This window comes from Streptomyces sp. NPDC001231 (assembly GCF_042896885.1).
Lineage (GTDB): Bacteria > Actinomycetota > Actinomycetes > Streptomycetales > Streptomycetaceae > Streptomyces.
On the sequence record NZ_JBIAXS010000022.1, the window covers coordinates 99,016 to 113,971 of the forward strand.

Here is a 14,956-nt window from a genome sequence, read left to right on the forward strand (position 1 = left end):
ACACCGGCCTGGCACGAATCTACCTGCGGGCACTGACGGAGCCGGGCTGCGGGGAGGTGGGGGCGAGCCGGGCCCGGCAGGTTTCACCGTGTGTTTCCCCTGGAGAACCCGGTTGCTCACGGACAGGTGGGCGGCCCTTTTCCCGAAGTCCGTGATTCCGGCCACTCCGCGTTCCTGCTCCAGCGCCTACCCACTCAGGCGGGCGTGTCGTCGTCCTCGGCACCATCGTTTTCGGCCAGAACGGGAGAGGCGTGGTGAGACCAGAGTTTCCAACCGAGACCAGTGCGACGGAACACGTTGGTGGCGACGACGAGCTGTCCCACCAGCGGGCCTAGCTCGCCGCCGGCCGCGGGGGCGGGGCCGCCGCTGAGGATGTTCTCGGTGCAGGTCACCAGGGCGGTGTCGCCGGTCACCGAGACGTGCACGTCGGTGAGGAAGAACTGGATGTAGTCCGTGTTCGCCATGATCAGCGCGTAGGAGCGCAGTACCTCGCCGCGTCCCGTGAGCACCGGCCAGCCGGGGTGCACGCACGAGATCACGCCGGTGTCGGCGGGGTCGTGGTACTCCTCGTCGACGCCCAGGTCGGACGGGGTGAGCCAGAGCGCGGACAACTCCTCGAAGTCACCCCGCTCCATGGCCTCGTAGTAGGCGGTGTTGGCCGCCTCCACCTGCTCTACGTCGGTGTGGGGCGCGCTCACCGGTCTCCTTCGGCGCGGCCGTGCGCACCACGTCTGCCGTCCGCGTCCCCGTCGTCGGAGCGGTGCGCCCGGTCCTCCGGTGTGCTCGCGGGGGTACGTGCCTCTTCCACGGCGCGGGCGACGCGTACCGCGTCCGCCGTCGCGCGGACCTCGTGGACGCGCACGGCCCAGGCGCCGGCGTGCGCGGCGAGGGCGGAGACGGCGGCGGTGGCGGCGTCGCGCTCGCGCGCGGGCGGAGGCGCGCCCTCCGGGCCGGCCAGCACCCGCCCGAGGAACCGCTTGCGGGAGGCGGCGACCAGCACGGGGTGGCCGAGCCCGCGCAGGCGGTCGAGGTGGGCCAGGAGCGTGAGGTCGTGCCCGGCCTCCTTGGAGAAGCCGAGACCGGGGTCGACGACGATGCGGTCGGCGGCGATCCCGCCCTCCAGGACGGCCTCCACGCGCGCGTGCAGCTCGTCGACGACCTCGGAGACGACGTCCTCGTACACCCCGCGGACGTTGCCGCCCTCCAGGAAGCCGCGCCAGTGCATCACGACGAAGGGGGCGCCCGCGTCCGCGACCACGGGGATCATGGCGGGGTCCGCGAGGCCGCCGCTGACGTCGTTGACGAGGGCGGCGCCGGCCGCGAGGGCCTGTTCGGCGACGCGGGCACGCATGGTGTCGACGGAGATCGTGACGCCCTCGGCGGCGAGGCCGCGCACCACGGGGATGACGCGCCGCAGCTCCTCGTCCTCGTCGACGCGGGTGGCGCCGGGCCGGGTGGACTCGCCGCCGACGTCGATCAGGTCCGCGCCCTGGGCGACCAGGTCCAGGCCGTGCTTGACGGCGGTGGTCGTGTCGAACCAGCGGCCTCCGTCGGAGAAGGAGTCGGGGGTCACGTTCACGACCCCCATGACCGCGCACCGGCCCCACGTCGGAAGGCCCGCCACGCGGCCGCGCCCGCTGAAGTTGCTCATACGTTCAGCGTAGGCCCCGTCCCCGGCCCCCTCGTGCTGTGGCCCGGGCGAAGCCTCCCTGTGCTGGAGGGGGCGGGAGGTCCGCCCGGGCCGGTCCGGGGTCATGCCGCGCGCACGTCCCCTTCCGCCACCGAGTGCGCGCAGGCGCTCCGGGCGGCGGAGCGGCGGCGCAGGAAGCGCGGCAGCGGCAGGGCGAGGTCGACGAAGCCCTCGGCCTGCATGGCGGCGAAGCCGATGCGGGGCAGGTCCGAGGAGGCGCGGTAGACGACGAACCGCGGCTCCCAGCGGGGCTGGAACTTGGCGTTGAACTTGTACAGCGACTCGATCTGGAACCAGCGGGAGAGGAAGACCAGCAGCCCGCGCCAGGCGCGCAGCACCGGGCCCGCGCCGATCTTCTCGCCCCGCGCCAGCGCCGAGCGGAACATCGCGAAGTTCAGGGATATGCGGGTGATGCCGAACTTCGGGGCGGCCTGGAGCGCCGCCACGATCAGCAGTTCGTTCATGCCGGGGTCGGCCGAGCGGTCGCGCCGCATCAGGTCCAGGGACACGCCGTCCCCGCCCCACGGCACGAAGTGCAGGATCGCCTTCAGATCGCCGTACTCGCCCGGCTCCTCGTCCTGCTTGTGGGCGGTGGCGATGAGGCAATCGCCGTCGGCCGGGTCGCCGATCCGGCCGAGCGCCATGGAGAAGCCGCGTTCGGTGTCGGTGCCGCGCCAGTCCTCGGCGGCCCGCCGGACGCGCTCCAGCTCGGTGCCGCCGAGGTCACGGATGCGCCGCACCCGGGTTTCGTAGCCGGCTCGCTCGATGCGCTTGACCATCTGGCGGACGTTGCGCATCGCACGTCCGGCGAGCGAGAAATCCGCGACGTCGACCACCGCCTCGTCGCCCAGTTCCAGGGCGTCCAGACCGGTCTCCCGGGTCCACACCTCGCCGCCGGTCTCGGAGCAGCCCATCACGGCGGGCGTCCAGGAGTGTGCCTTGGCCTCGTCCATGAAGCGCTCGATGGCGCCCGGCCAGGCCTCGACGTCGCCGATGGGGTCGCCGCTGGCGAGCATCACGCCCGAGACGACGCGGTACGTCACCGCCGCCTTGCCGCTGGGGGAGAACACGACCGCCTTGTCGCGGCGCAGCGCGAAGTGGCCGAGGGAGTCGCGGCCGCCGTGCCGGGCCAGCAGCTCGCGCAGCCGGGTCTCGTCCTCCTCGGTCAGGCGCGCCGCCGGGTGCTCGGGCCGGAAGGCCAGATAGACGGTGGTGACGGCGGTGAGCCAGCCGAGGGCGCCGAGGGAGAAGGCGACGGTCCAGGAGGTGTTGCCCTGGTAGTCCACCGGGCCCTCGAAGCCGATCAGGCCGTAGACGACATGGGTCAGCCGGTCCGCCACGCTGGGGTCGCCGACCATGCGGTGCGTGTGCACGCTGACGATGACCATGCCCAGGGCCAGTGAGCCGGCGCTCATGAGGACGAAGTTGGCCAGGGCCCGCCAGCGGCTGCGCGGGTCCGGCAGCGCGGCGAACTCGCCGCGGTGGATCAGCAGCGGCGCGAGCAGCGCCAGCGAGATGACCACCCCGACGATCGAGTGCCGGTAGACGAACTCCGCCGCCGCACCGGCCGGCAGCAGGACCACGGCCGCGCGCCAGGCCCGGCGCTTGCGCCGTTTCAGACCGTGCGCGAGCAGCAGCAGGAGCACGCCCACGCTGAGCGAGAGCGCCGCGGCGAACGGGCCGAACGAGCCCGGCAGCACCTCGGCCAGGGCGTGCATGCGGCTGTGCCGGAAGCGCGGGAAGACCCCCGCGGCGATGTCCAGGAGACCGACGACCGCGCAGGCCCTGCCGACCAGCACGGGGACGGCCTCGGGGCGCGGGCCGCGGAGTATGCGCCGCACCCTGCTCGATCGGTCCGGAACCCCGTCCGACAATTCCCCATCTATCCTGACAGACATCGCATCCCGTAGTTCTGCGAGAGACCTTGAATCCGGTGCCGATCCGGGCATCCGGCGACATTGCGCCCTCTAGGACGGTGTCTCGGGGAGAGAGGTTCACTCCCCACCGGAAAGTCGGGTCAAAGGGCAGGGAAAGCCCAAGGCAAGCCCGGGGCAAGCCCTCGCAAGGAAGCGTCGGCGGGCCCTGGGCGGGGAGCGCAGGCAGGGAAAGCCCATGGGTCTCATGAGCAACAAAGTGCTGGCACTGGCGATCCTCTGCGCCGTGCTGCTGTTCGTCGGCACGGTGTGGCTCTGGCCGCGTCTGGCCCGCAGCACCTGGCGCGCGGTGACCGGACGCGTCGGCATTCTGCTGGCCACGCAGGTGGCGATCTTCGCCTGCGTCGGACTCGCCGCCAACCAGGCTTTCGGCTTCTACGCCAGCTGGGCGGACCTCTTCGGGCAGGAGAACGCGCCCGGGGTTGTCATGGACAACTCGGCGCACGGCCGCACCGGCGGACCCCTCCAGGTGATCGGCACCCAGCGGGTGCGGCTGGACAACGGCGACCGGCCGGACGTCTCCGGGCAGATCCAGCAGGTCGGCATCGTGGGCCGTACGACGCACATCGCCTCGCCCGCGTTCGTCTACCTGCCCCCGGAGTACTTCCAGCCGCAGTACCGGACCCGTACCTTCCCGGCGGCCGTGGTCCTCACCGGCTACCCGGGCACCGCGCAGTCGCTGATCAGCAAGCTGCGCTACCCGCACACCGCGCAGGAACTCGCCAGGACCGGGCGGATGCAGCCGATGATCCTGGTGATGCTGAGGCCCACGGTGGCGCCGCCGCGTGACACGGAGTGCGTGGACATCCCGGGCGGTCCGCAGACCGAGTCGTTCTTCGCCAAGGATCTGCCGGACGCGGTTCTCGCGCACTACCGGGTCGGAAAGAAACCGGGCAGCTGGGGCATCGTCGGCGACTCCACGGGCGGTTACTGCGCGCTGAAACTCGCCCTGCACCATCCCGAGGTGTATGCCGCGGGCGCGGGCCTGTCCCCGTACTACAAGGCGCCCACCGACCCGACCACGGGTGATCTTTTTCAAGGGGACAGGAGTCTGCGGAATCGTGCCGATCTGATGTGGAGCATCAAGCACCTGGCGGCGCCCGACACTTCGCTGCTCGTTACCAGCAGCAGGCTCGGCGAGAACAACTACAGGTCCACGCTCAGGTTCATCGACGCGGTGAAGGCGACGAACAGGACGCGGATCGCGTCCATCATCCTCGACAGCGGCGGCCACAACTTCAACACCTGGCGGCGCGAGATCCCGGCGACGTTGCAGTGGTTGAGCGGCCTGCTCGGCGACCACTGAAAATGATCTTGTTGAAACGGCGGCGGAAGTGAAGGAAGGCGAGCGGGCCGGAGCGACGGAAGGCGAGGGAAGAAGCGGAGGAAAACGCGGCCGGAACTTCCGCTGACGCATGAAGGTTTCGTTATGGCTGTCTTTTTGCGGGGCGGCCCGGCATGATTCGCGTACGCGCGGTAAGTTTCTGGCCATGCCACGTGGACGTCACCGCCATTCCCCACCCCTGCACAGGCTGTTGCCTTCCTCGGCGATCGCCGGCGTCGCTGTCGTCTGCGCCCTTGGTCCCTGGGCGTTCACGGACGCGGTGGTGCTGCGGTTGCTCGCCGGGACCGCCGCGGTGACCGCTGTTCTCGGCGCGTTCGTCATGCGCCGCTGGGACGCGCAGGCCGGTCGGCGGGTAGCCGACCTCACGCGCGCGCGTGCGAGCGACGAGTGGCGATTCGAGGAACGGGTCGCCGAACTCGAGACCGACCTCGAGGAATCGCGCGAACTGCGCGGCCGCCTCGAGCAGAAGCTGCGCGCCAAGCGCACGGAGCTCGCGGGGCTGCGCAACGAGCACGCGTCGCTGCTGCGGCGGTACGCCACGGCGGAGACCGAGCGCGCGAGCGCGCTGGAGGGCCGCCGCCTGCTGGAGATCGAGACCGGCTCCGACATGCTCGCGCTGCCCGCCGCGCCGACGGCCGCTCCGGACCCCGCGGGCACGGAGACGCACGAGTCCGCGGCCCCCGCGACCGGGCCCACCGAGAAGAAGCCGGGGGCCGCGGCTCCCGCCGTGTTCTCCCCGGAGGGGTCCGAGCTGTACCTGCGTGCCGAGGCCGCGCTGTCGCGGTTGGGCAAGGGCGGCGCCCGGGCGGCGCGGACGGACGAGGCCACGAAGACGGGCTCCTCCGAGGAAGCTGACACGGCGTCGGAGACCGACCCGGTCCGGGAGACGGCCGTAACGGCGGACGGTGACGGCGACGGCGACCCGGATCCCGCGCGGGAGACCGGGACGGGCGAGACGCCCGAACACGCGGCCGCCACGGTCGAGATGACCGAGATGACCGAGGCGGTCGAGGCGGCCGACCCGAGTGACCCCGCCGAGGCGACCGGGGTGGCTGAACCCGCCGCACCCGCCGCACCCGCCGCACCCGCCGCACCCGCCGCACCCGCCGCACCCGCCGGACCCGCCGGACCCGCCGGACCCGCCGGACCCGCCGACCGGGCCACCGCCGCCGATTCGGGGGAGCAGGCCGCACCGGCCCCCTCCGCCACGGCGGTCGAGCCGGCCAAGGCCGCGCCGCAACAGCCCTCCGGGCACTTCACCGTGCCGACCGCGGTGGCCGTCGTACCGGCCGCGCCCGCGCGGCGCCCGCTGGTCGAGGGCGGATTCGACTTCTTCGGCACGAAGAAGGAAGCGGCGGAAACCGGGCCGGGCACCGTCCGGAACGACGACCTCGCCGACGTGGTGGGCCGGGAGGCGCTCGCCCTGCACAAGGCGGAGGCCGAGTCCCAGTACAAGCCGGCCGACGCCGACGCGCCGGCCGCCGGCCGTCAGATCATCGACCTGACGGCCCACGACGAGACGGAACGGATCGACCTTCCGGGGCTGCGCACCGCGGCCTCCTGACGGCCGTCCCCCACGCCACACCGCGACGCCGGGCGCCCGCCCGGCGTCGCGCTCGTTTCGTCCCCCGGCCCGTCATCCCCCGGTCAGGTCATCCACCGGTCCGGTCGTGCGCTCCGGCGGCCCGTGCGCGACCTCTCCGCCTGGGCCCGCAGCAGCCGGGCCGCCTCCTGCGCGTCCCGCAGGCGGGCCGTCACGGTCTTGTCGGCCCCGTTGTCCACGTGCACGCCGGCGAGGCCCCACACGCGCTGCCAGGGCCCCTGCCGAAGCCTTACGCTCTGCACCTTCGCGTGCGGCACCAGCGCGAGCCGGCGCCGCAGCAGTCCGTGCCGCGCGGCGAACACCGCGTCGGTGACGGCGATCCCGTGCCCGCGCCACCACACCGGCGCGCACCACCGGGCGCGCCGCGGCGGCCGGAGCAGGTCGGTGGCCCGCGGCACCGTCACCCCGGGCAGGACCCGGGCGATCACCGACTCGGCGACCTCCCGCGGAGCGACCGGAAGCAGCACGGAGTTCGACGACCCGGCGACGTCCAACTCGACCCGCACCCAGCCGCGCCACCGCCACAGCAGCGGTTCCACGATCCGCACGGTCTGCACCCGCCCGGGCGGCACCGTCTCGTGCGTGCGGTCCAGCAGTCCCCGGTCGATCCGCAGCCCGTCGGGCGATTCGCTCACCAGCCAGTCGTACTCGGCGGCGAAGCGCCCCGCACTGTTCGCCACGGCGCTGCCGAGCAGCGGCAGGACGGCGGCGAGCACCGTCCACAGGCTGTGGGTGGCCAGCCACAGCAGCGGCGGTACGACGGCCGCGGCGACCAGCGATCCCCAGGTCGCGCCGGTCAGCAGCAGCGAGACGGCGATCACGCGCCCGGGTACGCGCACCAGCTCCCGCGCGGGTGCCTCGCCGACCTCGTGCGCCGTCTCGGGCGCGAACCCGGCCGCGCGCGCGAGCAGTTCGGCGCGCAACGCCCGGGCCTCCTCCTCGCCGAGGAAGGCGAGTTCGTCCTTCTCGTCCGTCCCTATGACGTCGAGTTTCAGCTTGGCCACGCCCGCGACCCGGGCGAGCAGCGGCCGGGTGACGTCGACGGCCTGGATCCGCTCCAGCCGGATGTGCGCGGTGCGGCGGAAGAACAGCCCGGTACGGATGCGCAGTTCGGTGCCGGTCACCGCGAAGTGCGTGAACCACCAGGACAGGAAGCCGTAAAGGGCGGCCACGGGTATGACGACCGCGAGCCCGATCAGCAGCGTGGTCGTCGTCAGCCGCGTCAGGTGCCGCTGCGCCTGGTCGGGGTCGTGCACGGCCCAGCCCGTGAGCACGGCGACCGGCGCCCACGCCCGTCTCAGGGGCGTGACGGGATGCAGCCGCCGCTCGGTCACGGGCCGCCCGTCGCGCACGGCCGTGTCGCTCACGGCCTTCTCGGACATGTCCCCGTCGCTCACGGCCTCTTCGGGTACGGCTTCTGCGCGTGCGGCCTTTTCGCGTGCGGCCTCTTCGTCCTCCGCCGCCGTCACAGCCCCGCCGATCGTGCCGCGCCGAGTTCGGTGAGCCGGTCGCGCAGCCGTTCCGCCTCGGCCGGGTCGAGGCCGGGGATGGTCGCGTCGGTCGCGGCGGCGGCCGTGTGCAGCTGCACGGTGGCCAGCCCGAAGTGCCGCTCGACGGGCCCGGAGGTGACCTCGACCAGCTGCATCCGCCCGTAGGGCACGACGGTCTCCCCGCGCCACAGCACACCCCGGCTGATCAGCAGGTCGTCGGCGCGCTCGGCGTACCGCCACGAGCGCCAGTTGCGGCCCAGCAGCACCCAGCCCCACGCCATCACCGCCAGTGGCAGCAGCGCGAACGCCGACCAGGCGGGACCGGCCAGCAGACCCGGCAGCACCCCAGCGGCCAGGGCGAACAGGCCCATCCACACCACCAGCAGCAGCCGGCGCATCCGCAGCAGGCCGCGCGGCAGCGCCCGCCACGCCGGCTCGCCCTCGGCCGCCGCCCGTTCGTCCTCCGGGATCCCCGTTTCCATGCGGCAAGCGTACGTACGAGAGACTGTGTCCATGACTCCCACGACGGAGACCACGGTCGGGATCGGCGGCGCCGCGGAGAGCACCGACATGGTGCTCAACATCGGGCCCCAGCACCCGTCCACGCACGGTGTTCTGCGGCTGAAGCTGGTGCTGGACGGCGAGCGCATCATGCGCGCCGAGCCGGTGATCGGCTATATGCACCGCGGCGCGGAGAAGCTGTTCGAGGCACGGGACTACCGCCAGATCATCATGCTGGCCAACCGCCACGACTGGCTGTCGGCCTTCTCGAACGAGCTGGGCGTGGTCCTCGCCGTGGAGCGGATGCTCGGCATGGAGGTGCCCCCGCGCGCGGTGTGGACGCGCACCCTGCTCGCCGAGCTGAACCGGGTGCTCAACCACCTGATGTTCCTCGGCTCCTACCCGCTGGAGCTGGGCGGCATCACCCCGGTCTTCTACGCGTTCCGGGAGCGTGAGGTCCTCCAGAACGTCATGGAGGAGGTCTCCGGCGGCCGGATGCACTACATGTTCAACCGGGTCGGCGGCCTGAAGGAGGACCTGCCGGCCGGCTGGGCCACGCGCGCGCGTGCCGCGGTGGCCGCCGTGCGCTCGCGCATGGACGTCTTCGACGACCTGGTGCTCGGCAACGAGATCTTCCGGGGCCGCACCCGGGGCGTGGGCGTCCTGACGCCGCGGGCCGTGCACGCCTACGGCGTGAGCGGTCCCATCGCGCGCGCCTCGGGCGTCGACTTCGACCTGCGCCGCGACGAGCCGTACCTGGCGTACGCGGAGGTGCAGGACACCCTGAAGGTGGTCACCCGGCAGGAGGGCGACTGCCTGGCCCGCTTCGAGTGCCTGCTGGAGCAGACCCACAACGCGCTGGACCTCGCCGACGCCTGTCTTGACCGGCTGGCCGAGCTGCCGCCCGGCCCGATCAACCAGCGGCTGCCGAAGGTCCTCAAGGCACCCGAGGGGCACACGTACGCGTGGACCGAGAACCCGCTCGGGATCAACGGCTACTACCTGGTCAGCAAGGGTGAGAAGACCCCGTACCGGCTGAAGCTGCGCTCGGCGTCGTACAACAACATCCAGGCGCTCACCGAGCTGCTGCCGGGCACGCTGGTGGCGGACATGGTGGCCATCCTGGGCTCAATGTTCTTCGTGGTCGGGGACATCGACAAGTAGGGCCGCCGCGTCCGCCTCCGCGAGGCCGACGGGCTGCACCAGCCAGCCGAAGTCGCCGAGCCCGCCCGCCGCGGTGAGTTCGGCGGCCTCCCCGGCGCGCGCGAGGGCGCGTACGTACTCCGAGGGGTGCGTGGAGGCGAGAGTGAGCGAGGGGCGTACGCCGGTGATTCCCAGGGCGCGCAGGGCCTCGCGCTGGGTCAGCAGCCGGGAGCCCGGAGGCGCGCACGCGGCGCACGCGTCCAGGGCGACGTGCGCCGTGATGTCGCACGACCCGTCCGGCACCGGCGCCGTCTCCCGGCCTCCCCTGAAGCCGGTGAGCGTTCCGAAGGGCGGTCGCGCGGCGGCCGTGTGGGCGTAGTCGACGGCGACCGCGAGGCCCCGCTCGACGTGCGAGACCGCGTCGGCCCAGGCGGTGTCGCGGGGCAGCCCGATCTCCGCGCGCAGGCCCTGCTCGGCGGGCAGCGGCCACCACCGGGCCAGCCACCGCGCCCGCGCCCCCGACAGCGGCTCCCCGAGCCGTTCCGCGCCGTCCCGCCGGACCAGGACCTGCCGGGGTACGCCCGCGGAGTCCACCTCCGCGACCTCCAGCGGCACGTTGTCCAGCCACTCGTTGGCGAACAGCAGCCCGGTGATCCCCCGCGGGGCCTGCCCCGACCACGCGATCCGGTCGTCCAGGCCCGCCGGCCGGGCGGCGATCTCGACCGCGTGCACGCGCGTGCGTGCCGCCACGTCCGCCGGCAGCGCGCCGAGCACGCCCGCGGCCAGCTCGCCCCGCCCGGCCGCCATGTCGACGAAGTCGAGCGCCGCCGGGCGGCCCAGCGCCCGGTCGACCCGGCACAGCAGCCGCGCCACGGCCGCCGCGAACAGCGGCGAGGCGTGCACGGACGTACGGAAGTGACCGGCCGGGCCCTCGGGCCGCCGGTAGAAGCCGTCCGGCCCGTACAGGGCCTCCTCGGTCGCCGCCCGCCAGCCGCGCCACTCCTCGGCCCTGCCCTCCGTCGCGCTCTGCGCCGTAGTGCGCCCGGTGCTGCCGGCCGTGGTGCGCGCGGTGCTGCCCGCTGTGTCGTCCGCCACCCCGACAGACTAGGGTCCGCCCGGCGGAGCGAGGCGCACAGGTGATCACTGCCTCCACCTTGGGGAGTACGAGGGGCCCGTGCGGATCGGCCCTCCGGTTGACCCCCACACCTGTGCCGCTTCCCTACTCTGGGTTACGTGCAGCGCCTCTATGACTTCCTCCGCAGGCACCCGATGTGGGTGGACGGCTCCTGGGCCCTCATCCTCCTCGGGCTTTCCGGCGTGAGCGTGTCGAGTATCAACGGGGTGCCCGGCCACCACGGTTCGGTCGGCGCGGCCCTGGCGCTGTCCTTCGTGCTGTGCGTGGTCGTCGCACTGCGCCGCCGGGTGCCGGAGAAGATGCTGGTGCTGGCGGGCGCGGCGGGTGTGGCGCAGCTCGTCCTGGACGTCGAGACGATGGTCGCCAACTTCGCCATGCTGGTGATCATCTACACGGTCGCCGCGATAGGCGCCCGCTGGGCCTCCCGGTTCGCCCTGGCCGGCGGGCTGTGCGCGGCGACCCTCGCGCAGATGCGCTGGCCGCAGCACGACGCGAGCGCCCTGGGCAACGTCGCGATAACCATCTTCCAGACGGTGCCGTTCGCCCTCGCCTGGGTGCTCGGCGACTCCATGCGCACCCGCCGCGCCTACTTCGCGCAGCTGGAGGAGCGCGCCGCCCGTCTGGAGAAGGAACGCGAGGCGCAGTCCAAGGTCGCGGTCGCCGCCGAACGCGCCCGGATCGCGCGCGAGCTGCACGACGTGGTCGCGCACAACGTGTCGGTGATGGTGGTGCAGGCCGACGGCGCCGCCTACGTCCTGGACGCCGCGCCCGACCAGGCCAAGAAGGCCCTGGAGACGATCTCCTCCACCGGCCGCCAGGCCCTCGCCGAGATGCGCCGTCTGCTGGGCGTGCTGCGCACCGGCGAGCACCAGGAGAGCGGCGAGTACGTACCGCAGCCCGACGTCGACCAGATCGAGGACCTCGTCGAGCAGTGCCGGGGCTCCGGACTGCCCGTCGACTTCCGGATCGAGGGCACCCCGCGCCCGCTGCCCAGCGGGGTCGAGCTCACCGCGTACCGCATCGTGCAGGAGGCCCTCACGAACACCCGCAAGCACGGCGGACCCAACGCGGGCGCGAGCGTGCGCCTGGTCTACTTCGACGACGGCCTCGGACTGCTCGTCGAGGACGACGGCAAGGGCGCGCCGCACGAGCTGTACGAGGAGGGTGGCGCCGACGGCGAGGGGCACGGCCTGATCGGCATGCGCGAACGCGTCGGCATGGTGGGCGGCACCCTGGACGCGGGTCCGCGCCCCGGCGGAGGCTTCCGCATCAGCGTCCTGCTGCCGCTCAAACCGGTGCACTGACGCCGGCGCACACCCCGCTGACCCCGGTCACGCACCCGCCCCGCCAGCCGATGACGAACGGACCGGAACCGCCGATGACGAACGGAAGAGGACCCCGATGACGATCCGCGTGATGCTCGTGGACGACCAGGTGCTGCTGCGCACGGGATTCCGGATGGTGCTCGCCGCCCAGCCGGACATGGAGGTCGTCGCCGAGGCGGGCGACGGTGTCGAGGCCCTCCAGGTGCTGCGCGCCACCGCCGTCGACGTGGTGCTGATGGATGTGCGCATGCCGAAGCTGGACGGTGTGGAGGCCACCCGCCGCATCTGCTCCGAGCCCGACCCGCCGAAGGTGCTCATCCTGACCACCTTCGACCTGGACGAGTACGCCTTCTCCGGGCTGAAGGCGGGCGCCTCCGGGTTCATGCTCAAGGACGTGCCGCCCGGCGACCTGCTCGCCGCGATCCGCTCCGTGCACAGCGGCGACGCCGTCGTCGCGCCCTCCACCACCCGCCGGCTGCTCGACCGGTTCGCCCCGATGCTGCCCACGGCCGGCAAGGAGCCCCAGCACAAGGAGCTCCAGCGGCTCACCGAGCGCGAGCGCGAGGTCATGGTCCTGGTCGCGCAGGGCCTGTCGAACGGCGAGATCGCCGCCCGGCTGGTGCTGTCCGAGGCGACGGTGAAGACCCATGTGGGCCGCATCCTGACCAAGCTGGGACTGAGGGACCGGGTGCAGGTGGTGGTCCTGGCCTACGAGACGGGGCTCGTCCGGGCCGGCGGACACGGCTGAACGGCGTACGCGGCCGTCGGTAGGGTCTGCGCATGCTCCTGTGGATCAACGGCCCCTTCGGGGGCGGCAAGACACAGACCGCACACGAGATCCAGCGCCGTCTGCCCGGCAGCGTCGTCTGCGATCCCGAGCATGCCGGGTTCGGCCTGCGCCGCATGCTGCCACCCGAACTGCGCGCGGACTTCAGGGACTTGGTGGCCTGGCGGCAAGGGGTGGTGGAGGTCCTGGACCTGGCCCTCACCCGGCACGAGGGGGTCGTGATCGCCCCCATGACCGTCACGGACTCCGGCCAGTTCGCCGAGACCGTCGGGCGGCTGCGCGAACTGGGCCACGACGTACGGCACTTCACGCTCCTCGCGGAACGCGAGACCGTTCTGAGGCGGCTGCGGGAGCGCGGGTTCGGGCACCTCCTCGGGTATGTCGCCGGGAAGAACTCCGGTCCGGGCCGGGAGAGCTGGGCCGTCCGGCAGCTCGACGACTGCCTCGAGCGGCTGCGCGAGCCGGAGTTCGCCGAGCACCTGTGGACCGACCACTCGACCGTGCCGAAGACCGCGGACCGGATCGCCGTCCTGGCCGGCCTGACGCTGCGGCCCAACACCGAGGGCCCGCTGCGGACACGGCTGCGGCAGGCGAAGGTCGGCGTCCGGCACATCCGGTTCGACGGGCCCCGGCGCACGCTCGACTCCGGCTCGGGTGACTAGCGCTGTGACCGGAAAGGTTTGCCGGGAAGCCCGCGGCGAGGTGCCGTGCCGGGCGTCGCGAGCCGGTGAACCTTTCCGGTCACAGCACTGGCTAGCGCAGCACGCCTTCGAGGAAGTCGCTGCCCAGCCGGGCGACCGTCGCGACGTCCAGCTGGTGCAGCACGTACCGCCCCCGGCGCCGGGTGGTGACCAGGCCCGCCTTCTTCAGCAGGCTCAGATGCCGGGATATCTCCGGCGCGGTCATGCCGTGCACCTGGGCCAGCTCGCTGGTGGTGAACGCACTGCGGGCCAGGCTGCGGCACAGCCGCATCCGCACCGGGTGGGACAGGGCGGTCATCCGCAGGGTCAGCTGCTCCACCGAGGGCGGGGCGGCGAGCTCCGGGGAGCCGACCGGGTAGTGCAGCACCGGCTGCCAGCCGTACCGGTGCAGCACCATCAGGTGGGGCCAGCCCAGGCTCGTCGGCACGAGCAGCAGGCCGCCCTCCGCCGTGGCCGTGCGGCCCTCGCCCAGCTTGTCGACGGTGATCCGGCCGGCCGCCTCGTCCAGCGTCACCGCCGGGGACACCGCCGCAAGGGCCTCGGTCAGGCCCTTGCGGCGCAGCAGCTCCGTCTTGTGCCGGGTGTCGGCCGCGAGCTGGTGGCGCAGCCGGGACCAGGTCTGCGCGAAGAACGCCTCGTCGCAGTCCTCGAGGAACTGCCGCAGCCAGGCCCTGATGCGCGGCGGGTCGGCAAGCAGCCGCTCGGTGAAGCGCACCTGCTGCGGCCCGCGCGCCGCGGCCAGCTCCACGGCGCGGCGGCGAAGACCGGCGTCGGCGAGCGGTCCCGGACCCGGCAGGCCGTACGGCAGGGCGCAGGTGAACTCCAGGGCGGCGTCCACGAACTGCTCGTCGGACAGCTTGTCGAGGATGTCCAGCTCGTCGGCGAGCGTCGCGCCCGGGAGTGTGGAGCCGCCGGGCACGCCCGCGCACGGCAGGAAGAGGTCGGAGAACGTCGTCCGCCACAGGAAGTCCGCCTCGCACATCCGGTCGGCCAGGTGCGAGTCGAGCCGGGCGGTGACGCCGGTGACCCAGCCCTGCAGACCGGGGTGGTGCCCCGGCTCCGACAGCGCGTGCAGCGCCATGCAGAGCTCGGCCAGGGGCGCGGGCACGACGGCGACCCTCTCCGGCCGCAGCCCCGCGATATCGATCCGCACGCTCATGCCCCCATGGTGCCCGCCCCCACTGACAACACCGCCGCCCACCGCCCGGGACCGCCCCACCAACGCCTCGGCCCGACCCCCACCGACGAGCACGGCGGCCCACCCAGGCCCAGCCCGCGCCTGCCCCACCCGCTGCCTGCCAG

The 14,956-nt window shown here is 73.1% G+C and carries 13 protein-coding genes; 6 read left to right on the top strand and 7 right to left on the bottom strand.

The window, feature by feature from the left end; all coding sequences use genetic code 11:
- Positions 1-194 precede the first annotated feature (194 nt).
- The 3 genes from ACFY3J_RS25605 to ACFY3J_RS25615 all read right to left on the bottom strand — a co-directional run bounded on the left by ACFY3J_RS25605 (position 195) and on the right by ACFY3J_RS25615 (position 3,588).
- On the bottom strand, positions 195-698 hold the full coding sequence (locus tag ACFY3J_RS25605; RefSeq protein ID WP_376503281.1) for a nuclear transport factor 2 family protein: 504 nt from the start codon (positions 696-698) through the stop codon (positions 195-197).
- The gene (gene folP / locus ACFY3J_RS25610; protein ID WP_384174953.1) at positions 695-1,651 is read right to left on the bottom strand and encodes a dihydropteroate synthase; all 957 of its coding nucleotides are present in this window, start codon (positions 1,649-1,651) and stop codon (positions 695-697) included. Before folP ends, ACFY3J_RS25605 begins: the two co-directional genes overlap by 4 nt.
- Before the next feature lie 101 nt (positions 1,652-1,752).
- Positions 1,753-3,588: a phosphatidylglycerol lysyltransferase domain-containing protein gene (locus ACFY3J_RS25615; RefSeq protein ID WP_390841810.1), complete on the bottom strand. Its 1,836-nt coding sequence runs from the start codon at positions 3,586-3,588 to the stop codon at positions 1,753-1,755.
- A 214-nt stretch (positions 3,589-3,802) separates the two neighbouring features.
- Here ACFY3J_RS25615 and ACFY3J_RS25620 point away from each other — a divergent pair, with 214 nt between their 5' ends.
- Together ACFY3J_RS25620 and ACFY3J_RS25625 are read left to right on the top strand one after the other, a co-directional pair.
- Positions 3,803-4,930: an alpha/beta hydrolase gene (locus ACFY3J_RS25620; protein ID WP_390841811.1), complete on the top strand. Its 1,128-nt coding sequence runs from the start codon at positions 3,803-3,805 to the stop codon at positions 4,928-4,930.
- A gap of 184 nt (positions 4,931-5,114) precedes the next feature.
- Positions 5,115-6,533, top strand: coding sequence for a hypothetical protein (locus ACFY3J_RS25625; protein WP_390841812.1), 1,419 nt, complete (start codon positions 5,115-5,117; stop codon positions 6,531-6,533).
- Between the two features lie 83 nt (positions 6,534-6,616).
- On the opposite strand, the gene ACFY3J_RS25630 is transcribed toward ACFY3J_RS25625, so the two are convergent.
- Both ACFY3J_RS25630 and ACFY3J_RS25635 read right to left on the bottom strand, forming a co-directional pair.
- Entirely contained in the window at positions 6,617-7,954 is a 1,338-nt protein-coding gene (locus tag ACFY3J_RS25630; RefSeq protein ID WP_384175080.1) for a PH domain-containing protein, read from the bottom strand.
- Positions 7,955-8,037: 83 nt separating this feature from the next.
- Entirely contained in the window at positions 8,038-8,544 is a 507-nt protein-coding gene (locus ACFY3J_RS25635; protein ID WP_384174961.1) for a PH domain-containing protein, read from the bottom strand.
- Positions 8,545-8,575: 31 nt separating this feature from the next.
- Here ACFY3J_RS25635 and ACFY3J_RS25640 point away from each other — a divergent pair, with 31 nt between their 5' ends.
- Positions 8,576-9,727, top strand: coding sequence for an NADH-quinone oxidoreductase subunit D (locus tag ACFY3J_RS25640; RefSeq protein WP_384174963.1), 1,152 nt, complete (start codon positions 8,576-8,578; stop codon positions 9,725-9,727).
- Here the strand turns inward: ACFY3J_RS25640 and ACFY3J_RS25645 are convergent.
- Complete coding sequence (locus tag ACFY3J_RS25645; RefSeq protein ID WP_390841830.1) at positions 9,692-10,672, bottom strand: SAM-dependent methyltransferase; 981 nt, start codon at positions 10,670-10,672, stop codon at positions 9,692-9,694. The genes ACFY3J_RS25640 and ACFY3J_RS25645 overlap by 36 nt on opposite strands.
- Positions 10,673-10,939: 267 nt before the next feature.
- Between ACFY3J_RS25645 and ACFY3J_RS25650 the strand changes: the two genes are divergently transcribed.
- The 3 genes from ACFY3J_RS25650 to ACFY3J_RS25660 all read left to right on the top strand — a co-directional run bounded on the left by ACFY3J_RS25650 (position 10,940) and on the right by ACFY3J_RS25660 (position 13,615).
- The gene (locus ACFY3J_RS25650; protein ID WP_384174966.1) at positions 10,940-12,145 is read left to right on the top strand and encodes a sensor histidine kinase; all 1,206 of its coding nucleotides are present in this window, start codon (positions 10,940-10,942) and stop codon (positions 12,143-12,145) included.
- Between the two features lie 97 nt (positions 12,146-12,242).
- Positions 12,243-12,914 (top strand): response regulator transcription factor, encoded by a 672-nt coding sequence (locus ACFY3J_RS25655; protein ID WP_141359589.1) that lies wholly within the window; start codon positions 12,243-12,245, stop codon positions 12,912-12,914.
- 32 nt (positions 12,915-12,946) lie between these two features.
- Positions 12,947-13,615 (top strand): AAA family ATPase, encoded by a 669-nt coding sequence (locus tag ACFY3J_RS25660; protein ID WP_384174969.1) that lies wholly within the window; start codon positions 12,947-12,949, stop codon positions 13,613-13,615.
- A 91-nt stretch (positions 13,616-13,706) separates the two neighbouring features.
- On the opposite strand, the gene ACFY3J_RS25665 is transcribed toward ACFY3J_RS25660, so the two are convergent.
- The gene (locus ACFY3J_RS25665) at positions 13,707-14,813 is read right to left on the bottom strand and encodes a DUF5937 family protein (protein ID WP_384174971.1); all 1,107 of its coding nucleotides are present in this window, start codon (positions 14,811-14,813) and stop codon (positions 13,707-13,709) included.
- Between the last annotated feature and the right edge of the window lie 143 nt (positions 14,814-14,956).